Origin of the sequence: Streptomyces narbonensis, assembly GCF_014649015.1 — a bacterium.
Taxonomy (GTDB): Bacteria; Actinomycetota; Actinomycetes; order Streptomycetales; family Streptomycetaceae; genus Streptomyces; species Streptomyces narbonensis.
Map to the genome: position 1 here is coordinate 150,754 of NZ_BMSF01000004.1, position 20,130 is coordinate 170,883.

Sequence of the window (20,130 nt, forward strand, 5' to 3'; positions counted from 1 at the left end):
GCCCTCACATTCGGAAGACGCCGAAGCCGCCGCGCGCGCCCTCGACCGGTGCCGTGTGGATCGCGGACAGGCACAGCCCGAGGACCGTGCGGGTGTCGCGGGGGTCGATGACCCCGTCGTCGTACAGCCGCCCCGAGAGGAACATCGGGAGGGACTCCGACTCGATCTGCGCCTCGACGAGCGCGCGGAGGCCGGCGTCGGCCTCGTCGTCGTAGGGCTGCCCCTTCGCGGCGGCCGAGGCCCGCGCCACGATCGACAGCACGCCGGCGAGCTGCTGCGGGCCCATGACGGCGGACTTCGCGCTGGGCCAGGCGAAGAGGAAGCGGGGGTCGTACGCCCGGCCGCACATGCCGTAGTGCCCCGCGCCGTACGACGCGCCCATGAGTACGGAGAGGTGCGGGACGCGGGAGTTCGCGACGGCGTTGATCATCATCGCGCCGTGCTTGATGATGCCGCCCTGCTCGTACTCCCTGCCGACCATGTAGCCGGTGGTGTTGTGCAGGAAGAGGAGTGGGATGTCGCGCTGGTTGGCGAGCTGGATGAACTGCGCGGCCTTCTGGGATTCGGCGGAGAACAGCACGCCCTGCGCGTTGGCGAGGATGCCGACCGGATGGCCGTGGAGCCGCGCCCAGCCGGTCGTCAGGGACGTCCCGTAGAGGGGCTTGAACTCGTCGAAGTCGGAGCCGTCGACGATCCGTGCGATCACCTCGCGCGGGTCGAAGGGGGTCTTGAGGTCGCCGGGGACGATGCCGAGGAGCTCGTCCTCGTCGTACTTCGGCGCTTCCCCAGGCTGTGGATCGGCCTGTGCCTTGCGGTGGTTGAGCCGGGCGACGATCCGACGGGCCTGGCGGATCGCGTCCGTCTCGTCGACGGCGTAGTGGTCGGCGAGACCGGAGGTCCGGGCGTGCATCTCGGCGCCGCCGAGGGACTCGTCGTCGCTCTCCTCGCCCGTCGCCATCTTCACGAGCGGCGGGCCGCCGAGGAAGACCTTCGACCGCTCCTTGATCATCACGGTGTGGTCGGACATGCCCGGGACGTACGCGCCGCCGGCCGTCGAGTTGCCGAAGACGACCGCGACGGTGGGGATGCCGGCGGCGGACAGCCGTGTGAGGTCGCGGAAGAGCGCCCCGCCGGGGATGAAGATCTCCTTCTGGGAGGGGAGGTCCGCGCCGCCCGACTCCACGAGCGAGACGACCGGCAGCCGGTTGGCGAACGCGATCTCGTTGGCCCGCAGGGCCTTCTTCAGCGTCCACGGGTTGGAGGCGCCGCCGCGCACGGTCGGGTCGTTGGCCGTGATCAGGCACTCGACGCCCTCGACGACTCCTATGCCGGTGACGAGCGAGGCGCCCACCTGGTAGTCGCTGCCCCAGGCGGCGAGCGGGGACAGCTCCAGGAAGGGGCTGTCGCGGTCGACGAGCAGCTCGATGCGTTCGCGGGCGAGGAGCTTGCCGCGCGCCCGGTGCCGGGCGGTGTACTTCTCGCCGCCGCCCGCGAGGGCCTTGTCGTGCTCGGCTTCGAGGGCGGCGAGCTTGTCGAGCATCGCCGAGCGGTGCTCTCGGTACTCGGGTCCGCCGGTGTCGAGGGCGGAGGCGAGGACGGTCACAGCAGTACCTCCGGGATGTCCAGGTGCCGGGAGCGGAGCCATTCGCCGAGGGCCTTGGCCTGGGGGTCGAAGCGGGCCTGGGAGGCGACGCCCTCGCCGAGGATCCCTGCGACGGTGAAGTTGAGGGCCCGCAGGTGCGGGAGGACGTGCCGGACGACCGGCAGACCGGCGGTCTCCGGGAGGAGCGCGCGGAAGGTCTCGACGGTGAGCGCGTGGGCGAGCCAGCGCCACTCCTCGTCCGTCCGGACCCAGACGCCGACGTTCGCGTCGCCGCCCTTGTCGCCGCTGCGGGCCCCGGCGATCCGGCCGAGGGGGGTCCGCCGGGTGGAGTCGTACGCGAGGGGCGGGGGGAGGGGCGGGCCGGGTACGGGGGTGAGGGCGAGGGTCCGTGCCGGTGCGGGAATCTCCTGGCGGGTGCCGTCCGGGAGGACCGCCGTGTGCGGGACGTCGGCGGCGGGGACGTACGCGGTCCCGAAGACCCCGTAGGGGGCGCCCTTCCCGGGAGGCGCGGTGACGTGGAAGCCGGGGTAGCTCGCGAGGGCCAGCTCGATCGCGGCGCCGGTGACGGTGCGGCCGACGGCGTCCGGGGAGGGGGCGCGGACGACGAGCCGGAGCAGCGCGCTGGCGGTCTCCTCGGTGGCGGCGTCCTCCCGGTCGGTGCGGGCCAGCTCCCAACGGACGTCCGCGGGGGCGGAGTCGGTGCCGGTGAAGGCGTCCTCGATCTGCTCGCGGACGAGCCGGGCCTTGGCCTCGATGTCGAGGCCGGTGAGGACGAAGACGACCTCGTTGCGGAAGCCGCCGAGGCGGTTGAGGCCGGCCTTGAGGGTGGGGGGCGGGGCCTCGCCCGTCACACCGTGGATCCTGACCCGGTCCGTGCCCTCCTGGGCGAGGCGTGCGGTGTCGAGCCGGGCCGTCACGTCGGGCCCGGGGTAGCGGGCGCCGGCCGTCTCGTACAGCAGCTGGGCCGTGACCGTGCCGACGTCGACGAGGCCGCCCGTACCCGCGTGCTTGGTGATGACGGCGCTGCCGTCCGCGTGGAGCTCGGCGACCGGGAAGCCGGGGCGGCGGAACAGGGCCGGGTCGTGGTCGGCGAAGAAGGCGTAGTTGCCGCCGGTGGCCTGGGTGCCGCACTCCAGGACGTGCCCGGCGACGACCGCGCCCGCGAGCCTGTCGTACTCCTCCGGTCCCCAGCCGAAGTGCCACTGCGCGGGCCCGGTGACGAGGGCGGCGTCGGTGACCCGGCCGGTGATGACGACGTCGGCCCCGGCGGCGAGACAGGCGGCGATGCCGGCCCCGCCGAGATAGGCGTTGGACGTCACCACCCCTTCGCCGGGCGGGAGTCGGTCACCCTCGACGTGGGCGATCCGGGTCGGCAGGCCCAGCTTCGCGGCCAGCTCGCGCAGGGCCTCGGCGAGGCCGGCGGGGTTCAGGCCGCCCGCGTTGGCGACGATGCGGACCCCGCGCTCGTGGGCGAGGCCGAGGCCCTCCTCCATCTGGCGCAGGAAGGTCTTCGCGTAACCGGCGGCGGGGTCCTTGAGCTGGTCGCGGCCGAGGATGAGCATCGTCAGCTCGGCGAGGTAGTCGCCGGTGAGGACGTCGAGCTCTCCGCCCGTGAGCATCTCTCGGACGGCGTCGAAGCGGTCGCCGTAGAAGCCGGAGGCGTTGCCGATGCGGAGGACGGGAGGGGCGGGGAGGTCGGGAGGGGCGGGGGCGTCGGGACGGGAGGGGAGGTCGGGAGGGGCGGGGGCGTCGGGACGGGCGGGGAGGTCGGAAGGGGCGGGGGCGTCGGGACGGGCGGGGAGGTCGGGGGCGCCGGGGGGAGCCACTACTCCGCCTCCCTGGGGGCGCGGCCCGGGCCCGCCGGGCCCGCGAAGGCCTGAGCGAGGGTGAGCCAGCGCTCGGCGTCGGGGCCGTGCGCGACGAGCGCGGTGTCGTCGCGGTGGACGCGCTGGGTGACGAGGAGGCAGAAGTCGAGGGCGGGGCCGGTGACGGTCTGGGCGGCGCCCTCGGGGCCGTACGCCCACATCTCCCCATCGACGCCGGCGAGTTCCACGCGGAAGGGCTCGGCGGGTGCCGGGACGCCCCGGACGAGGAAGGCGTAGTCGCGGGCGCGGACGCCGATCCACGCGACGTGCCGGAGCCGGGCCGTGGGAGCCCGGACCGCCCCGAGGGCGTCGGCGACGTCCTGGCCGTGCGCCCAGGTCTCCATGAGCCGGGCGGTGGCCATGGCCGGGGCGCTCATCGGCGGCCCGTACCAGGGGAAGCGCGCCCCGGGCGGGACCGCCCGCAGGGCCTCCTGGAGGCGCTCGCGGCCCGCGCGCCAGGCGGCGAGCAGCTCCGCGGGCGGCAGCTTCGCACCCTCCTCCGCGCCCTCGTCGACGAAGCGGTCGGGGGCGGCGAGGGCCTTCTCGGTCTCGGCGGCGAAGGCCTCGGGGTCGGTGGCGGCGAGGAGGGCCGCCCGGTCGGTCCAGGCGAGGTGGGCGATCTGATGGGCGACGGTCCAGCCGGGCGCGGGGGTGGGCGCACCCCACTGCTCCTCGCCCAGCTCTGCGACCAGCAGGTCGAGTTCTTCGCTCTCCTCGCGCAGATCGTCGAGGACGACGGCGGGATCGGACACGGTGCGCTCCCCTCGGGACACGGCCACGGCACGACGGCGTGCCCCGGAGCATGGCAGCGAACCAGAAAACAATCAAGCACGCTTGCTTTGATTGATGCCGGGGGACGGGCCGCGCTGCGGCGTGAGCCACCCCCCGCTGTTCAGTCCCACTGCTCGTCGGCGAGGGAGGCGACCGGCTGCGGCTTGCCGATGACGGCGAGGGCGATGAAGAAGTTGATCTGCCCGATGGCGATGGTGAGGGTGGCCAGCGCCTTCTCGTCGTAGTGCTTCGCCACCTCGGCGTACAGCTCGTCGGAGACGCGCTCCTTACCGTGCGGGGCGGGCTGGAGGGTGGCCTCGACGAGGGCGAGCGCGGCGCGCTCGGCGTCGGTGAAGTACGGGGCGTCCTGCCAGGAGGAGACGGCGGTGATGCGCTCCTCGGACTGCCCCGCCTTCCGGAGGAACCCGGTGTTCAGGATGGTCAGGTAGGTGTTGTGGACGATCTGCCCGGCGCGCAGGTGGACGAGGTTCATCGTGGTGCGCGGCACGGACTGGTTGCCGGTGGCCCGGAAGAGGGCGGCGCTGATGTCGTTCACCTCGGGAACGAACTCGGCGGGGTTGGACATCCGGGAGATGGAGGGGGAGGTGTTCGTCATGGTGGCCGGCTCCTCGGTCGCTGTCTGGTCGGTGTCTTCACAGCACTGACGGACGGCGGAACGAAGATGTGACGGGATCCCGGAAGAAGTTTCCCGGGACTCCGTCGGGCCCCTCAGCCGCTGATGTCGAGGGCCGTCCCGTAGAGCCGGGAGACCTTCAGCCTGATGACCACCCGGCGCTCGTCGACCAGCTGCGCCAGGAACGCGGCCTCGTCCTCGCCCCGCGGCCGGGCGGCCTCCGGCACCATCGCGAGCAGTTCGCGCCCGGTCGCGTCCCCCGGGACGGTCGTGACCTCGGAGACCTCGGCCTCACCCTCGGCCACGGCGAACGACCAGACGTCCCCGCCGGGGACGTGCACGGCCGCGCGCGGGTCGCGCCGGATCTGCTTGACCTTGACGCGGTCGGCGGTGGTGGAGAACCGCACGACGCGCTCCGCGGGATCCCAGTGGAAGAGCATGGTGGTGAGGTGCGGGTGCCCGCTGCTCTTGTTGGTGGCGAGGGTGCCGAACTGCTGCGAGCTCAGCAGCTCGGAGAGCGCGTCGTCGGACAGGGCGCGGGGTGCGGCGGGCTTCGTCATGTCGTGGCCAACTCCCGTACGTACAGGAGAATTCCGCGGCGGGGCGCCGGGGCAGCGGCTCGTGCGGAGGGCCGGGAGCTACGCGGCGGTGCGCCGCGGACGGGCGACGAGCTCGCCCCCGCAGTTGGGGCAGACGTCGTCCATGGCGTCGGCGCACGGCACGCAGAAGCTGCACTCGTACGTACAGATCCGCGCGGGCCCGTCCACCGTCAGGACCGCGGTCTCACAGCGCTCGCAACGGTCTCGCATCTCCAGGGCCATGACCGGCTCCCTTCCTCGTAACGTCCGACGACCCCCTCATCCTCCGAGGGGGAGCCGCACCCCCGAAACAGGCCGGAAGCCAAAGATCACAGACATCGGGCCACCCGCCGGACGGCCTCAGTGACGGACCAGGCAGAAGGGGTGCCCGGCCGGATCGGCGTAGACCCGCCAGCTTCGGGTGGCGGGGCCTGCGTCCAGGAGGGTCGCGCCGTGGGCGAGGACCTGGGCCTGGGCCGCGCCCAGGTCCGGGACGCCGAAGTCGAGGTGGGCCTGCTGGGGGCGCTCGGGGTCCGGCCAGGTCGGGGGGCGGTGGTCGGTGACGCCCTGGAAGCAGAGGACGAGACCGCCGGGGGTGTGCAGCGTGGACCAGGCCTCGTCGAGGGACCAGCGGCGGTCCGGCCGGTCGACCTCCCCGCCCAGGACCTGGCGGTAGAACTCCGCGAGCGCGCGGGGCGCGGGACAGTCGATGACGAGGCACTGCAGGTCGGCGATCACGTCCGGAGCCTATAGACGCGGGGGCCGACCGCGTCAGGAGACATCCGCGTCAGGAGGCTTCCGCATCACGCGGCTTCCACGTCACGCGGCTTCCACGTCACGCGGCTTCCACGTCACGCGGCTTCCGCATCACGCGGCTTCCGCATCACGCGGCTTCCGCGTCAGGTGGCTTCCGCGTCAGGTGGCGCGCTTCGTCGCGCGGGCCTGCATGCGGACCGCTCCCATGCTCGCCCCGATGACCAGGGCGATGGCCAGGGCGTCCGTGACCGACAGCGCCTGGCTCAGGATGAGGAAGCCGGCCGCCGCCGCGATGGCCGGTTCCAGGCTCATCAGGATCGCGAAGGTGGGTGCGGGCAGGCGGCGCAGGGCGAGGAGTTCGAGGGTGTACGGAAGGACCGACGACATCAGGGCGACGCCCAGGCCGAGCAGGACCGTCGACGGTACGAGGAGCTTGTCGCCCGCCTCCGCGATGCCCAGCGGCAGGCTGAGGACGGCCCCGAAGGCCATCGCGAGCGCGAGCCCGTCGGCCTGCGGGAAGCGGCGGCCGGTGCGGGCGCTGAAGACGATGTACGCCGCCCACATCGCGCCCGCCGCGAGGGCGAAGGCCGCGCCGACGGGATCGAGGCGGTCGAAGCCGCCGCCGCTGAGCAGGACGACGCCGCCGAGTGCGAGTCCGGCCCAGAGCAGGTTCGCCGCCCGGCGCGAGGCGACCACCGAGAGGATCAGCGGGCCGAGGACCTCCAGGGTCACGGCGGCGCCCAGCGGGATCCGGTCGGCGGCCTGGTAGAAGAGGATGTTCATCCCGGCCATGGCCGTGCCGAAGGCGACGATCGTGCCCCAGTCGGCCTTGCTGTAGCCGCGCACCGTGGGCCGGCAGACGGCCAGCAGGACGACGGCGGCGAGCACGAGCCGGAGGGTGACGACGCCGAGTGCGCCGGCGCGCGGCATGAGGAGGACGGCCACGGCCGAGCCGAACTGCACGGAGAGTCCGCCGGCGACGACCAGGGCGACGGGTCCGAGGTGACGACCGCCCCTCCTGGGCGCCACGGTTCCGGACGCCGCCTTCCCGGGTGCGGAGAGACTCGGACGCGCGACCGTCGCGGAGGCCGCCGGCGCGTCCTTGACCGGGCTGTTCACCGGACTGTTCACCGGGCCACTCCTCCACTCCACACCATCAATAGTTCACTTCACTGTACTTGAAGTTTAGCGAAGTGAACTTCGCTCGCCCTCCCCGCCAGGATTCCGCTCTCACGCTACGAGCACCCGCGCGGCACCGGAAATGCCGATTGGGCTGCGGTTATGCTCCGAGGACATGAGCATCGAGTTGCGCCACCTCCGCTGCTTCCTCGCCATCGCCGAGGAACCCAGCCTGACCAGGGCGGCCGCCCGGCTCCACCTCACCCAGCCCGCCGTCTCCCGCACGCTCGCCGCGCTCGAAGCGCACCTCGGCGCCCGGCTCGTCGACCGCTCGACCCACCACCTCGCGCTCACCGCCGAGGGCCGGGCCTTCCAGGACAGGGCCGCCGCGGCCATCGCCGCCTTCGACGCCGCCGTCGACCCGGCCAGGCTCCGGCACCGCCCCCTGCGCCTCGGGCACGCCTGGTCGGCCTTCGGCCCGTACACCACCCCGCTGCTCCGGCGCTGGCAGCGCCTCCACCCCGAGACCCCGCTCGAACTCCTCCGCATCGACGACCGCACGGCCGGGCTCGCCCGCGGCGAGGTGGACGCGGCGCTGCTCCGGGGCCCGGTCGACGCACCGGGTCTGGTCACCGAGGAGCTCGCCGCGGAGGAACGGGTCGCCGCGCTGCCCGCCGACAGCCCGCTCGCCGACCGAAGCGACCTCGCCCTCGGGGATCTGGCCGCCGAGACCATCGTCATCAACACGGTCTCCGGTGCGACCACGCTCGCGCTCTGGCCGGCCGGGGCCCGCCCGGCGGCCACCCTGACCGTCGCGAACAACGACGACTGGCTCACCGCGATCGCCGCGGGCCGGGGCACCGGCGTCTCCTCCGTCTCCACCGCCACGCTCCACCCGCACCCGGGCATCGCCTACCGCCCTCTGTCCGACGCGCCGCCCCTGCCGTTGGTCCTGGCCTGGCGGGACGCCTTCCCGCACCCGGCGACGGCCGCGCTGGTCGCGATGGCCCGGGAGATCGTCAGGGGGGAGTGAGAGAGGAACCCAGCGCCTCCCACTCCTCGCGGAGGATCCCGTACGTGATCGAGTCCCGCCAGGCACCCCGGACGTGGACGTGCCCCCGGATCCGCCCCTCTTCCACGAACCCGGCGGCGAGCAGCGTCCGCGCGGAGGCGGTGTTCAGGGGCGCGCGTGCGGCCCAGACCCGGTGCAGGCCGAGTTCCCCGAAGGCCAGCGCGAGCAGCAGCCCGACGGTCTCGCGCCCGTACCCGACGCCCCACACCTCGGGCCGCAGCGCGAAGCCCATGGTCGCCGCGCGCTGCTGATGCGGATCGACGGCGAGCCGCCCGAACCCGACGAGCGCGGCAGTGTCCCGCTCGACGACCCCGAGGGCGTACTCCTCCCGGGGAAGGGCCCGCGCGGAGAGCATCGACCGCTCGACGATCCCCCGGACCTCGTCGAGGGACCGGGGCGGGAAGCTGAGGTGCTCGGTCGCGGCCTCGGAGCCGTAGACGCCGTGCACGGCCGGTACGTCGCCGGCGACGAGCTCGCGCAGCACGAGCCGGTCGTCACGCCGGAAGCTCCCACCAGGGGCCGGACCCATGCAACCACCCTCCGTTCGCCGGAACACGCCGACTGGGGCCCCGGGAAAGAGCGGTTCACTACCCTGCACGAGTGCTTTCCTATGATGAGTTGACCCAGCCGGAGCGGGAGTTGTGGGATGCCTTCCCCGAGGGGCGTCGAGTAAGCCTGCGTACGAGCGCGTCCGATGCGAGCGGGTACGCCGCCGGCACCGAGCACGCCCCCGAACACTCCGTCCGGGCCGCCGTCATCACAGCGCTGCTCCTCGGCGCGAACGGCGAGCGAGCCGGCGCCGTCTCGGCCCTGCAGCTCGCCGGAGCGCGGATCACCGGCACCCTCGACCTGTCCGGAGCGGAGGTCGGCCACACCCTGTGGCTGGAGAACTGCCTGCTGGACGAAGCGGTGAGGCTACGGGGAGCGACGACCAGGACGGTGCGGATCCGGAACTGCCGGGTCCCCGGAATCGACGCCGGGCTCGCCCGGATCGAGGGCGCCCTGGACCTCAGGAGCACGACCGTCGAAGGCGGCTGCCTAACCCTCATCCACGCCCGCGTGGCAGGGGAGCTGGCCCTGACCGACGCCAGGATCTCCGGCCCGGAGGAATGGGCGGTGTTCGCCGGCGGACTCGTCATGGAGGGCGCCGTGTTCGCCAAGCGGCTCATCACACGGGGCGGGGTCCGGATCCCCGGCGCACAACTGCCCGGGGGCCTCTTCCTCCAGGGCGCCCGACTGGAGAACCCCGACGGCACCGCACTCGCCGCAGGCCATGTCGTCGCCTCGACCATCGACTGCTCCCAGGGGTTCACCGCCCAGGGCGTCGTACGGCTGCGAGGTGCGCGCATCGAGGACATGCTGACCTTCGAGGGAGCGCATCTGAACGGGGTCGGCACCGCCCTGGTCGGCACCGCCATGCACGTGGGCGACTTCGACTTCAGGACCGCCACGCCCCCCACCGGAGCGGTGGATCTCCGGTCCGCGCACGCCACCTGGTGTCAGGACGGCGAGCGGTCCTGGCCGGAGGAAGTACTGCTCGAAGGGTTCACGTACGACTCCATCCGGTCCGGGGACACGACCTTCGCAACAGGCGCGACGACACGCGACGATGTCGCGAACCGCCTGGCATGGGTCCGCAGGAATCCCGGCTACGCGCCGCAGCCGTACGAGCAACTGGCGGGCCGGTACCGGCAGATAGGCCACGACGGCGACGCGCGCAGGGTGCTCCTCGCGAAACAGCGCCACCGCCGCCGCACGCTGCACCCCGCCGGACGCCTGTGGGGCCACCTTCTGGACGTCACCGTCGGCTACGGCTACCGCCCCTGGCTGGCCGGCGTATGGCTCCTCGCGCTGACCCTGCTCGGCACGCTCGTCTTCCGAGCCGACTCCCCCTCCCCGGTGAAGCCGGGAGAAGGCGCCCCGTTCCAGCCCTTCGTCTACACCCTCGACCTGCTCATTCCCATCGGCGGCCTCGGGCACCGCACGGCCTGGTACTGGACGGACGGCGTCAGCCAGTGGCTGGCCTACGTGCTGATCGCCACGGGCTGGATGCTCACCACGGCCGTCGTCGCGGGGATGACCAGGACCCTGAACAGGAACTAGGGACTTTCCGGACGCCCTCTAGGGGGTGTCCGGCGGGCCCGGGCGCGGCCAGGCGCCCCGAACCCGTCGGACTTCCCGCCTCAGGTACCGAAGGAGAGCTCCGCTCAGCGGTATTCGCAGAGGTACGCGGTCGCGACCTCGACCTTCAGCTGGAACGTGCTGTCACCCGGGACCTCGAACCGCGTGCCCGCCCCGAAGGTCTCCCAGTCACCGGCGCCCGGCAGCTTCACCGTCAGGGCGCCGCTGACCACGTGCATCGTCTCCGGAGCGGCCGTGCCGAACTCGTACTCGCCGGGAGCCATGACGCCGACGGTCGCCGGGCCCTGCTCCTGCTCGAAGGCGATCGACTTGACCGTGCCGTCGAAGTATTCGTTGACCTTGAACATGACCGTCCTCCGGGAGAGCTCGTCGCGCGCCGCTACTGGCGAGGCGAGTGTACGAGTCACCTTTCCCGGCCCTCCTCCAAGCCCTCCGCCAGCACCTCCGCCAGGTGGCGGGCCCGGGCGCCCGCGAGGTCGGCGATCTGGGTCCTGCACGAGAAGCCGTCCGCCAGGAGCGTCGTGCCGTCCGGTGCCGCGCGCAGCGCCGGGAGGAGCTGGTCCTCGGCGCAGGCGACCGAGACCTCGTAGTGGCCCGGTTCGAAGCCGAAGTTGCCCGCCAGGCCGCAGCAGCCGCCCGCCGGCTCGCCCGTCAGGCCCGCACGGGCGCGGAGGCGGCGGTCCGCCGCGTCGCCCAGGACCGCGTGCTGGTGGCAGTGGGTCTGGCCGGTGACCGGGCGGTCGAGGCGCGGCGGGGCCCAGTCGGGGGCCAGGGTCTCCAGGGCCTCGGCGAAGGTCAGGACGGAGGCGGCGAGGCGGGCCGCCCGGGGGTCGTCCGGCAGCAGTTCGGGCAGGTCGGTGCGGAGGGCCGCCGCGCAGGAGGGTTCGAGGACGACCAGCGGTCCCTCCACGCCCCCCACCACGTCCAGCGTCCGCCGCATCACCTTCCGGGCCGCCCCCAGCCGGCCCGTCGACACGTACGTCAGGCCGCAGCAGACCCGGCCCGGCGGCAGGGAGACCCCGAGGCCCGCGTCCTCCAGGACGCGCACCGCCGCGCGGCCCACCTCCGGGGCCAGGTGGTTCGTGAAGGTGTCCGGCCACAGGGTGAGGGCCGACGGGCGGCCGGAGCCGCGCTCCCCGAACCAGGACACGAAGGTCCGGCCCGCCACCCTCGGCAGCGCCCGCTCCGGCGTCACCCCCGCGAGCCTCGCCGCGAAGGGCAGCCGCGTCGCCGTGTTCACACCCCGCCCGAAGAGGTCCAGCCACCGGGGCAGCCCGCCCATCGTCCAGTGCGAGCGCGGCCGGCGCAGGAGGCCGAGCGGGCCCGCGTAGTGGCGGTCGAGGAACTCCGCCTTGTACGCGGCCATGTCGACGCCCACCGGGCAGTCGCTGCGGCAGCCCTTGCAGGACAGGCACAGGTCGAGCGCCTCCCGGACCTCCTCCGAGCGCCACCCGTCGGTGACGACCTCCCCGAGCGCCATCTCGTGCAGCAGCCGTGCCCGGCCCCGCGTGGAATGCCGCTCCTCCCCCGTCGCGCGGTAGGAGGGGCACATGACAGACGGTCCGGAACTCGGGCCTTCCGTACGGCATTTGGCGACCCCGACGCACCTCGCCGCCTCCCGGCCGAGCCCCACCAGCGGCAGCCCCTCGAACCGCAGCCCCTCGTCGAGCCGCCTGGGGTGGACCAGCATCCCCGGGTTCAGTCCCCCGTCCGGGTCCCACACGCCCTTCACCGCGCCGAAGAGGCCGACCAGCTCGTCCCCGTACATCCTCGGCAGCAGCTCGGCCCGCGCCTGCCCGTCGCCGTGCTCGCCGGAGAGCGAGCCGCCGTGGGCGACCACGAGGTCAGCCACCGCCTCCGAGAAGCGGCGGAAGTCCCGCACCCCCTTGCCCGTCCAGAGGTCGAAGTCGATCCGGACGTGCACGCAGCCGTCGCCGAAGTGCCCGTACGGGGTCCCCCGGAGGCCGAACTCCCCCAGCAGCGAGCGGAATTCCCGCAGGTACGCGCCCAGCCGGGCGGGCGGCACCGCGCAGTCCTCCCAGCCCGGCCACGCCTCCGCGCCGTCCGGCATCCGTGTCGCCGTCCCGGCCGCGTCCTCCCGGATCCGCCACAGCGCCCGCTGCCCGGCCGGATCCGACACCACCGCCGCGTCGAGGGCGTCCGCCGCCCGGACCAGGCCCGCGGCCGGCCCTGCCCCGTCCATCTCGACGAACAGCCACGCCCCACCCCGGGGCAGCGCCGCCGTGCCGCCGCGCACCAGGTCGGCGGCCATGCCCTCCACCGTCAGCGGCTTGTACGGAAGCAGTCCCGCCGCCGCCTCCGCCGCCGCGCTCTCGTCCGCGTACCCGAGGACGACGAGGACCGGGTCGGCCGGCAGCGGGACGAGCCGGACCATCGCCTCCGTCACCACGCCGAGCGTGCCCTCGCTCCCGCAGAAGGACCGGACGACGTCCGTCCCCCGCTCCGGCAGCAGCGCGTCGAGGGCGTAGCCGGAGATCCGGCGCGGCAGGCCCGCCGGATAGCCGGTCCGCAGCAGGGCGAGGTGGCGGTCGACGAGCTCCCGCAGTCCGGGCGGCGCACCCTGCCCGTCCCGGCCCAGCGTCAACCTCGCTCCTCGGTAGGTCACCACATCCAGCGAGCTCACGTTGTCCGCCGTGGTCCCCCAGGCGACCGAGTGCGCCCCGCACGCGTTGTTGCCGATCATGCCGCCGAGGGTGCAGCGGCCGTGCGTCGACGGATCGGGGCCGAAGGTCAGCCCGTACGGCCTCGCCGCCTCCCGCAACCGGTCGAGGACGAGCCCCGGCCGGACCACGGCCGTGCGCGATTCCGGGTCCAGGGAGACGATCCCGCCCATGTGCCGTGTGAGGTCCAGCACCACGCCCGTCCCGGTGGCCTGGCCGCCGATGGACGTGCCGCCGCCGCGCGCGACGACCGGCGTGGTGCCGTGGGCGCGGCACACCTCCAGGGCCGCCGCCACGTCGTCCGCGTCGCGCGGAGCGACCGTACCGACCGGCACACGGCGGTAGTTGGAGGCGTCCATCGTCGTCAGGGCCCTCGCCGTGACGGAGAAGTCGACGTCTCCGGCGACGGCCGCGCGCAGCTCCGCGGCGAGGGCGGGCGCATGATCCTCGTGTGTCCCCACAACGCCAGGATGTCTCAGTCCTCGTCTCATCCGGCGGACATCCCGCGACCGGGCCCTTCCCGACCCGATACTCTCCGCCTCGTGGCTGAGATCCAGATTCCCGCTGACATCAAGCCCGCCGACGGCCGTTTCGGCGCGGGCCCCTCCAAGGTGCGTACGGAGGCGCTGGACGCCCTGGCCGCGACCGGCTCCTCTCTCCTCGGCACGTCCCACCGCCAGGCCCCGGTCAAGAACCTGGTCGGCGAAGTGCGTGCCGGTGTCTCCGACCTCTTCTCGCTGCCCGAGGGCTACGAGGTGATCCTGGGCAACGGCGGCTCCACCGCCTTCTGGGACGTCGCGACCCACGGTCTCATCGAGAACAAGTCGCAGCACCTCACCTTCGGCGAGTTCTCCTCCAAGTTCGCGAAGGCCGCCAAGCTGGCTCCCTGGCTTGCCGAGCCGACCGTGATCTCCTCCGACCCGGGCACGCACCCGGAGCCGGTGGCCGAGGCGGGCGTCGACGTCTACGCGTACACGCACAACGAGACCTCCACCGGTGTCGCCGCCCCGATCAAGCGGGTCGCCGGTGCCGACGAGGGCGCGCTCGTCCTGGTCGACGCGACCTCGGGCGCGGGCGGCCTGCCCGTCGACATCACCGAGTCCGACGTCTACTACTTCGCCCCGCAGAAGTCCTTCGCCGCCGAGGGCGGCCTGTGGCTGGCGGCCTTCTCCCCGGCGGCGCTGGAGCGGGCGCAGAAGATCCACGCGTCCGGCCGCCACATCCCGGAGTTCTTCTCCCTGCCGACGGCGATCGACAACTCGCTGAAGAACCAGACGTACAACACCCCGGCGCTCTCGACCCTCTTCCTGCTCAACGAGCAGCTGAAGTGGATCAACGGCCAGGGCGGTCTCGACTGGGCCGTGGGCCGGACGAAGGAGTCCTCCGACGCGCTGTACGGCTGGGCCGAGGAGTCCAAGTACGCCTCGCCGTTCGTCGCGGACGCGGCGAAGCGCTCGCAGGTCATCGGCACGATCGACTTCGCGGACGAGGTCGACGCGGCAGCGGTCGCGAAGGTGCTGCGCGCCAACGGGATCGTGGACACCGAGCCGTACCGCAAGCTGGGCCGCAACCAGCTGCGGATCGCGATGTTCCCGGCGATCGACCCGGCGGACGTGCGCGCCCTGACGGCGTGCATCGACTACGTCATCGAGAAGCTGTGAACCCGTAGTACGCGGAGTACGCACGCACGAAGGGCCCGGCGTCGGATCTCGTCCGACGCCGGGCCCGCGTGCGTCACCGGCCCCGTACGTGCTCGTGCGTCACCGGACCCGTACGTGCTCGTGCGTCACCGGCTCAGCGACCGGTAGCGGCGGACCGCGAGGGGCAGGAAGACCGCCGTGACCGCCAGGGGCCAGGCGAAGGCCATCAGGACCGCGTGCTGTTCGACCCAGGAACCGCCGCCCGCGCCGGGGTTGCCGAAGAGTTCGCGGGTGGCCGTGACCGTGGACGAGATCGGGTTCCAGGCGGCGACGGGCGCGAGCCAGGAGGGCATCAGCGCCGGCGCCACGTACACGCTGGAGATCATCGTGACCGGGAAGATCACCGCGTAGAGGGCGCCCGCCGCCTCCGTGTTCGGCAGGACGAGACCGCACCACACGCCCACCCAGATGAGGCTGAAGCGCAGGAACAGCAGCAGGCCGAAGCCGAGGAGGGTCGCGCCGGGTCCGCCGTCCGAGGTCCAGCCGATGGCGAGGGCGGTCGCGGCGAGGATGGCGAGCTCGGCGGCGGCGACCATGAGGTCGGAGAGGCTCCGGCCGATGGGGACGGCGGACGGGGCCATCGGCATGGAGCGGAACCGGTCGACGACCCCCTTGGAGTTGTCGGAGACGACGGCCGCCGCGGTGTTCATGAGCCCGAAGGCCATGGTCATGGTGAACATCCCCGGCATGAGGAACTCGCGGTAGTCACCGCCGCCCGGCACCAGCATGGCGCTGCCGAAGACGAAGCCGTAGAGGAGCACGGAGACGATGGGGAAGCCGAGCTGCCAGACGATGGCGGAGGGTGTGCGGCGGTAGTTGAGCAGGGTGCGGCGGACGAGGGTCAGGGTGTCGGCGCAGGCCCAGTAGGCACGGTTGGCGGTGGCAGCACCAGGGCCGGTACCAGTGCCGGTGCCTGTACCAGCGCCTGTACCAGTGCCGGTGCCGGTGCCGGTGCCGGTGATGTCGTTGACCGTGCTCATGCGGCGACCTCTTCCTTCTCCGTGTCCGTGGTGGTCTCCCGGCCGCCGGTCAGCTTGAGGAAGACGTCGTCGAGGGCGGGGCGGCGCAGTGCCAGGTCCTCGACGGCGATCCGTTCCTCCTGGAGCGTGCGGGCGACCTCGGTCAGGGCGGCGACCCGGTCGGTGACGGGGGCGTGGACGCGCCGTTCGGCCTCGTCGGTACGGGGGTCGGTGCCCGCGATCCGGGCGAGGACCGCGCGGGCGGCCGGGAGGTCGGCGGGCTCGGCCACGACGACCTCGACGCGGTCGCCGCCGACCCGGTCCTTGAGGCCGTCGGGGGTGTCGTCGGCGATGGCCCTGCCCCGGTCCATGACGGTGATCCGGGAGGCGAGCCGGTCGGCCTCGTCCAGGTACTGGGTGGTGAGCAGGACGGTCGTCCCGCCCGCGACGAGGGTGCGGACCGCGTCCCAGACCTCGCCCCGGGCGCGCGGGTCGAGGCCGGTGGTCGGCTCGTCCAGGAAGAGGACGGCGGGCGCGAGGATCATCGAGGCGGCGAGGTCGAGGCGGCGGCGCATGCCTCCGCTGTACTGGCCGGCGCCCTTGTCGGCGGCCTCGGTGAGGGCGAAGAGGTCGAGGAGTTCACCGGCCCGGACGCGGGCGGCGCGGCCGCCGAGGTGGAAGAGGCGGCCGAAGAGTTCGAGGTTCTGGCGCCCGGTGAGGCCCTCGTCCACGGCGGCGAACTGGCCGACGAGGCCGATGCGGGCGCGGACGCCGCGCGGGTCGCGGGCCACGTCGACGCCGGCGACCTCGGCGCGGCCGCCGTCGGCCCTGAGGAGGGTCGCGAGGATGCGGACGGCGGTGGTCTTGCCCGCGCCGTTGGGGCCGAGGAGGCCGTGGACGGTGCCGGGGCGGACGGCGAGGTCGAAGCCGTCGAGGGCGTGGGTGACGTCGTCGCGCCGTTTCTTTCCGTACCGCTTGCTCAAGCCCTCGGCGAGGACGGCGTGTTCGGGCATGGGGGACCTCCGGTGGGTCGTGGACTCGCGTCGCCGCGAGCATCTGAGTACACCGTACCCAATTAAGAGTACAGCGTACTCAGTTTTAGAGTGGCGGCATGACGACGAGCAGCCTCGACCTCCTCTGGGGCACGGGCGACCGACCCAGCCGCGGCCCCAAGCCGGGCCTCACCCTCGACCGGATCGTCGCCACGGCCGTCGGCCTGGCCGACGCCGAAGGCCTCGACGCCGTCTCGATGCGGCGGGTGGCGGGCGAGCTCGGCGTCGGCACGATGTCGCTCTACCGGTACGTCCCCGGCAAGACCGAGCTCCTCGACCTGATGCTCGACCGCGTCCAGGGCGAGTCCTTCGAGGCCGACCCGCCCCCGCCCACCCACTGGCGCGACACGATCACGGAGCTCGCCCGCACGACCCTCGGCCTCTACCGGGCCCACCCCTGGCTGCTCAAGGTCAACGAGGCCCGCTCCGTCCTCGGCCCGAGCGCGCTGCGCGGCCTGGAGCTCTGCCTGTCGGGGCTCAAGGGGCCGCACGGCATGGGGCTGGGCGACCCCGAGACCATCTCGGTCATCATCACCGTGCAGAGCTACACGGCGGGCATCGCCCGCATGGAGCTCCAGACCGTCGAGGCCGCGAAGGAGACCGGCGTGGACGACGAGGAGTTCTGGCGCACACAACAGCCCTACCTGGAGCGGGCGATGGCCTCCGGCGCCTACCCGCTGATGGCGGCCATGGCCGAGGACACCTTCTCCCGCGAGGTCGACCACTTCGCCTTCGGCCTCGAACGGCTCCTGGACGGCTTCGAGATCCTCGTCGCGAAGACGGGCGGCGGCAGCGACGCGCGCTGAGGCGCCCCTTCGCGGCGGATCGGCCCGTCTCAGCCCATCTGCGCCTTCACGTGATCGATCACCGCGGCGAACTCGTCGGTCGGCGAGAACTCCACGAGGTCGACGTCCTCAAGGGCCTCGGGCGCATGACCCGGGCTCCAGTAGTAGGCCTGTCCGGCCTCGTAGATCTCCTCACCGGAGGCGGTCCGCATCCTGATCCGGCCCTTCAGGAGGTAACCCCAGTGGGGGCACGGGCACAGGTCGTCCTCCAGGCCCTTGAACGCCGGCGCCATGTCGGTGCCGGCCGGAAGGTGGATGAAGGCGGCGCTCATGCCTCCTCCGGCCTCCTTCAGGCGCAGCTCCACGCCGCCGCCCTCCATGGCGACGGGAGTGGACTCTCGGCTGGTTGCCGTCATGACTCCTCCACGGGTGGCGGCGGTCTTCCGGTCTCCTTCCAGTCTCGCCCCCGCGGGTCAGCGGCGCAGCAGGCGCTTGAAGCCGAGGACGAGGACCGTGGCGCCCGCGAGGACGAGGAAGCCCGTGGTCGCGCTGCCCTGGCCGTCCTGTCCGTCCGCTCCGGGCGTGGCGGCCGGGGCGTCCGGCGCCTTCGGCGTGCTGCCCGGTGACTCCGTGGCCGGGCGGTCGGACCCGGCCCGGTCCACCCGTACCACCTTGCTGCTCCGCCCCTCCGAGCCGAACATGAAGGCCGAGCCGTCCGGCGTGTACGTCACCGACTCCGCCTGCCCCTGGAAGGGGGCGCCGACGCCCGTGCCCCCGTCACCGAGGCGGCCGTCCTTCCACACGTACTCCTTCGCGCTGAAGTAGCCGCGCAGGACCAGCCGTCCGCCGTCCGGGGAGAAGGCGCCGTCGGTCACCCACGGCACGTCGTCGACGCGCCGGAAGGTGTTCGTCCCCGACGTGGAGAGCTTCTCGGGGCCCGCGTACAGGCCGCCGCCGTCCTCGTTCTTGCTCGCGATGTACACCCGGCCGGTCTTCGGATGGACCATCAGGGCCTCGGCGTTGCGCGGCCCGTCGGCGTACTTCACGTCGTACTGCTCCGCCGCCACCTTCTGGTCCCTGAGCGTCTTCGGCTCGGGGAAGCGGTAGATCCAGACGTGGTCCCAGGAGCCGTCGAGGTTGTCGCCGATGTCGCCGACGTAGATGTCGCCGTCCGGGCCGACGGCGATGCCCTCCATGTCCCGGGGCGTGCCGACGCCCTGCATCGTCAGGGTCGCGACGGTCTCGCCCGTACGGGAGTCGATGCCGTAGATCAGGGGCGCGTCCTGGTCGTTGTGCGTCCAGTAGATCCCCGGGTGGGCCCGGCTCGCCGCGATGCCGCTGGACTCGGTGATCCGGGGGTCGGCGATCGTGAAGTCCCGGTCGGGCTCCTGTCCTTCGGCCAGGGCGGGACCGGCGGGGAGCAGCACCAGGGCCGCCGCCGCGCCGAGGGCGCACAGAGCAGTTCGCATGGACCCAAGCCTGCCACGACGCCGCGGAAACCTGCTTGACCTGCTCCGAAGCCCCTGCCATGGTCGCGCCCATGCCTCCTTTCACCGCCCCCGACGGCACCCTGCTCGCGTACCACGCGTCCGGTTCCGGCGCCCCGCTGATCTGTCTGCCGGGCGGCCCCGCGCAGGACTCCGTCTACCTCGACGGGCTGGGCGGGCTCGACGCCCACCGCACGCTGGTCCGCCTCGACCTGCGGGGCACGGGCGCGTCGGCGGTGCCGGAGGACCCGTCCTCGTACCGCTGCGACCGGCTCGTGGAGGACGTCGAGGCGCTGCGGACCGAGCTGGGGCTCGACACCGTCGACCTGCTGGGGCACTCGGCGGGCGCCAACCTGGCCGCGCTGTACACGGCGCGGTACCCGGAGCGGGTGGCCCGTCTCGTCCTCCTCGCCCCGGGCACGGCGGCCGTCGGGCTCGACACCACGGGCGAGGAGCGGCTCGCGGCGGCTCGGCGGCCGTGGCGCGAGGAGGAGCCGTGGTTCGCGGAGGCGTACGCGGCTCTGGAGGAGCTCGCGGCGGGGCGCGGGTCGGCGGAGACCTTCCAGGCGGTCGCGCCCTTCTTCCACGGGACGTGGGACGACGCGGCACGCGAGCGCCATGCCGAGAGTCACCGGCAGCGGAACGGGGAGGCCGCGGGCGTCTACGGGAGCGAGGGCGCGTTCCGCCCGGAGGCGACCCGGGCATCGCTGGCTGAGTTCGGACGACCCGTGCTGGTCGTCGCCGGCGAGGGCGACGCCAACACTCCGGTGCCGACGGCCACCGCCTACGCGGAGCTGTTCCCGGAGGCCACGCTCGCGGTCCTGGCCGAGGGCGGGCACTTCCCCTGGCACGACGACGCGGAGTGGCTCGTGAAGACGGTCGACTCCTTCCTGTCCCGGAGGGTCTGAGGAAGATCCGTGTCGGGG

At 73.2% G+C, this 20,130-nt stretch carries 20 protein-coding genes; 5 read left to right on the plus strand and 15 right to left on the minus strand.

Going from position 1 to position 20,130, the window contains the following annotated elements:
* Positions 1 to 4: 4 nt before the first annotated feature.
* The 8 genes from IE124_RS09135 to IE124_RS09170 all read right to left on the minus strand — a co-directional run bounded on the left by IE124_RS09135 (position 5) and on the right by IE124_RS09170 (position 7,338).
* The gene (locus IE124_RS09135) at positions 5 to 1,603 is read right to left on the minus strand and encodes an acyl-CoA carboxylase subunit beta (RefSeq protein WP_189506671.1); all 1,599 of its coding nucleotides are present in this window, start codon (positions 1,601 to 1,603) and stop codon (positions 5 to 7) included.
* Entirely contained in the window at positions 1,600 to 3,273 is a 1,674-nt protein-coding gene (locus IE124_RS09140; RefSeq protein ID WP_189507213.1) for an acyclic terpene utilization AtuA family protein, read from the minus strand. Before IE124_RS09140 ends, IE124_RS09135 begins: the two co-directional genes overlap by 4 nt.
* 155 nt (positions 3,274 to 3,428) lie before the next feature.
* On the minus strand, positions 3,429 to 4,220 hold the full coding sequence (locus IE124_RS09145; RefSeq protein ID WP_189506673.1) for a TIGR03084 family metal-binding protein: 792 nt from the start codon (positions 4,218 to 4,220) through the stop codon (positions 3,429 to 3,431).
* Positions 4,221 to 4,360: 140 nt separating this feature from the next.
* Positions 4,361 to 4,855: a carboxymuconolactone decarboxylase family protein gene (locus IE124_RS09150; RefSeq protein ID WP_189506675.1), complete on the minus strand. Its 495-nt coding sequence runs from the start codon at positions 4,853 to 4,855 to the stop codon at positions 4,361 to 4,363.
* Between the two features lie 113 nt (positions 4,856 to 4,968).
* Positions 4,969 to 5,433 (minus strand): pyridoxamine 5'-phosphate oxidase family protein, encoded by a 465-nt coding sequence (locus tag IE124_RS09155; protein ID WP_189506677.1) that lies wholly within the window; start codon positions 5,431 to 5,433, stop codon positions 4,969 to 4,971.
* 78 nt (positions 5,434 to 5,511) lie between these two features.
* Positions 5,512 to 5,694: a DUF1272 domain-containing protein gene (locus IE124_RS09160; protein WP_189506679.1), complete on the minus strand. Its 183-nt coding sequence runs from the start codon at positions 5,692 to 5,694 to the stop codon at positions 5,512 to 5,514.
* A gap of 117 nt (positions 5,695 to 5,811) precedes the next feature.
* Positions 5,812 to 6,189 carry a VOC family protein gene (locus tag IE124_RS09165; RefSeq protein WP_189506681.1) on the minus strand — a complete coding sequence of 126 codons (378 nt, stop codon included), beginning with the start codon at positions 6,187 to 6,189 and terminating at the stop codon, positions 5,812 to 5,814.
* Positions 6,190 to 6,366: 177 nt separating this feature from the next.
* Entirely contained in the window at positions 6,367 to 7,338 is a 972-nt protein-coding gene (locus IE124_RS09170) for an EamA family transporter (RefSeq protein WP_189506683.1), read from the minus strand.
* Positions 7,339 to 7,501: 163 nt separating this feature from the next.
* Here IE124_RS09170 and IE124_RS09175 point away from each other — a divergent pair, with 163 nt between their 5' ends.
* The gene (locus tag IE124_RS09175) at positions 7,502 to 8,359 is read left to right on the plus strand and encodes a LysR family transcriptional regulator (RefSeq protein ID WP_229832305.1); all 858 of its coding nucleotides are present in this window, start codon (positions 7,502 to 7,504) and stop codon (positions 8,357 to 8,359) included.
* Here the strand turns inward: IE124_RS09175 and IE124_RS09180 are convergent.
* Positions 8,346 to 8,927, minus strand: a complete 582-nt coding sequence (locus IE124_RS09180; protein ID WP_189506688.1) for a GNAT family N-acetyltransferase — start codon at positions 8,925 to 8,927, stop codon at positions 8,346 to 8,348. The two genes, IE124_RS09175 and IE124_RS09180, sit on opposite strands and share 14 nt — an antisense overlap.
* A gap of 71 nt (positions 8,928 to 8,998) precedes the next feature.
* On the opposite strand from IE124_RS09180, the gene IE124_RS09185 reads away from it, so the two are divergent.
* Positions 8,999 to 10,501, plus strand: a complete 1,503-nt coding sequence (locus IE124_RS09185; RefSeq protein WP_189506690.1) for an oxidoreductase — start codon at positions 8,999 to 9,001, stop codon at positions 10,499 to 10,501.
* Positions 10,502 to 10,605: 104 nt separating this feature from the next.
* Here IE124_RS09185 and ppnP read toward each other — a convergent pair whose 3' ends face one another.
* A complete protein-coding gene (ppnP, locus tag IE124_RS09190; protein WP_229832306.1) occupies positions 10,606 to 10,947 on the minus strand; it encodes a pyrimidine/purine nucleoside phosphorylase in 342 nt (113 codons plus the stop codon).
* Positions 10,944 to 13,712, minus strand: a complete 2,769-nt coding sequence (locus IE124_RS09195) for an FAD-binding and (Fe-S)-binding domain-containing protein (RefSeq protein ID WP_189506692.1) — start codon at positions 13,710 to 13,712, stop codon at positions 10,944 to 10,946. Before IE124_RS09195 ends, ppnP begins: the two co-directional genes overlap by 4 nt.
* Positions 13,713 to 13,763: 51 nt before the next feature.
* Here IE124_RS09195 and serC point away from each other — a divergent pair, with 51 nt between their 5' ends.
* Positions 13,764 to 14,882 (plus strand): phosphoserine transaminase, encoded by a 1,119-nt coding sequence (serC, locus tag IE124_RS09200; protein WP_189506694.1) that lies wholly within the window; start codon positions 13,764 to 13,766, stop codon positions 14,880 to 14,882.
* A gap of 125 nt (positions 14,883 to 15,007) precedes the next feature.
* Here the strand turns inward: serC and IE124_RS09205 are convergent, their stop codons facing one another.
* Positions 15,008 to 15,901 carry an ABC transporter permease gene (locus IE124_RS09205; RefSeq protein WP_189506696.1) on the minus strand — a complete coding sequence of 298 codons (894 nt, stop codon included), beginning with the start codon at positions 15,899 to 15,901 and terminating at the stop codon, positions 15,008 to 15,010.
* On the minus strand, positions 15,898 to 16,893 hold the full coding sequence (locus IE124_RS09210) for an ATP-binding cassette domain-containing protein (RefSeq protein WP_189506698.1): 996 nt from the start codon (positions 16,891 to 16,893) through the stop codon (positions 15,898 to 15,900). The genes IE124_RS09205 and IE124_RS09210 overlap by 4 nt, the downstream gene beginning before the upstream one ends.
* A gap of 98 nt (positions 16,894 to 16,991) precedes the next feature.
* Here IE124_RS09210 and IE124_RS09215 point away from each other — a divergent pair, with 98 nt between their 5' ends.
* Positions 16,992 to 17,738 (plus strand): TetR/AcrR family transcriptional regulator, encoded by a 747-nt coding sequence (locus IE124_RS09215; RefSeq protein WP_189506700.1) that lies wholly within the window; start codon positions 16,992 to 16,994, stop codon positions 17,736 to 17,738.
* 29 nt (positions 17,739 to 17,767) lie between these two features.
* Here IE124_RS09215 and IE124_RS09220 read toward each other — a convergent pair whose 3' ends face one another.
* Both IE124_RS09220 and IE124_RS09225 read right to left on the minus strand, forming a co-directional pair.
* Entirely contained in the window at positions 17,768 to 18,133 is a 366-nt protein-coding gene (locus IE124_RS09220) for a cupin domain-containing protein (RefSeq protein ID WP_189506703.1), read from the minus strand.
* 57 nt (positions 18,134 to 18,190) lie between these two features.
* Positions 18,191 to 19,186: a WD40 repeat domain-containing protein gene (locus tag IE124_RS09225; RefSeq protein WP_189506705.1), complete on the minus strand. Its 996-nt coding sequence runs from the start codon at positions 19,184 to 19,186 to the stop codon at positions 18,191 to 18,193.
* Between the two features lie 71 nt (positions 19,187 to 19,257).
* On the opposite strand from IE124_RS09225, the gene IE124_RS09230 reads away from it, so the two are divergent.
* The gene (locus IE124_RS09230; protein WP_189506707.1) at positions 19,258 to 20,112 is read left to right on the plus strand and encodes an alpha/beta fold hydrolase; all 855 of its coding nucleotides are present in this window, start codon (positions 19,258 to 19,260) and stop codon (positions 20,110 to 20,112) included.
* Positions 20,113 to 20,130: the final 18 nt, after the last annotated feature.

What these genes read in the sequence shown, in the direction of transcription:
- IE124_RS09210 (WP_189506698.1), bottom strand. Translation starts at nt 16,893, where the DNA reads ATGCCCGAACACGCCGTCCTCGCCGAGGGCTTGAGCAAGCGGTACGGA.
- IE124_RS09155 (WP_189506677.1), bottom strand. Translation starts at nt 5,433, where the DNA reads ATGACGAAGCCCGCCGCACCCCGCGCCCTGTCCGACGACGCGCTCTCC.
- IE124_RS09230 (WP_189506707.1), top strand. Translation starts at nt 19,258, where the DNA reads ATGCCTCCTTTCACCGCCCCCGACGGCACCCTGCTCGCGTACCACGCG.
- IE124_RS09180 (WP_189506688.1), bottom strand. Translation starts at nt 8,927, where the DNA reads ATGGGTCCGGCCCCTGGTGGGAGCTTCCGGCGTGACGACCGGCTCGTG.
- IE124_RS09150 (WP_189506675.1), bottom strand. Translation starts at nt 4,855, where the DNA reads ATGACGAACACCTCCCCCTCCATCTCCCGGATGTCCAACCCCGCCGAG.
- IE124_RS09205 (WP_189506696.1), bottom strand. Translation starts at nt 15,901, where the DNA reads ATGAGCACGGTCAACGACATCACCGGCACCGGCACCGGCACCGGCACT.
- IE124_RS09220 (WP_189506703.1), bottom strand. Translation starts at nt 18,133, where the DNA reads ATGACGGCAACCAGCCGAGAGTCCACTCCCGTCGCCATGGAGGGCGGC.
- IE124_RS09225 (WP_189506705.1), bottom strand. Translation starts at nt 19,186, where the DNA reads ATGCGAACTGCTCTGTGCGCCCTCGGCGCGGCGGCGGCCCTGGTGCTG.
- IE124_RS09215 (WP_189506700.1), top strand. Translation starts at nt 16,992, where the DNA reads ATGACGACGAGCAGCCTCGACCTCCTCTGGGGCACGGGCGACCGACCC.
- IE124_RS09175 (WP_229832305.1), top strand. Translation starts at nt 7,502, where the DNA reads ATGAGCATCGAGTTGCGCCACCTCCGCTGCTTCCTCGCCATCGCCGAG.
- IE124_RS09160 (WP_189506679.1), bottom strand. Translation starts at nt 5,694, where the DNA reads ATGGCCCTGGAGATGCGAGACCGTTGCGAGCGCTGTGAGACCGCGGTC.
- IE124_RS09195 (WP_189506692.1), bottom strand. Translation starts at nt 13,712, where the DNA reads ATGAGACGAGGACTGAGACATCCTGGCGTTGTGGGGACACACGAGGAT.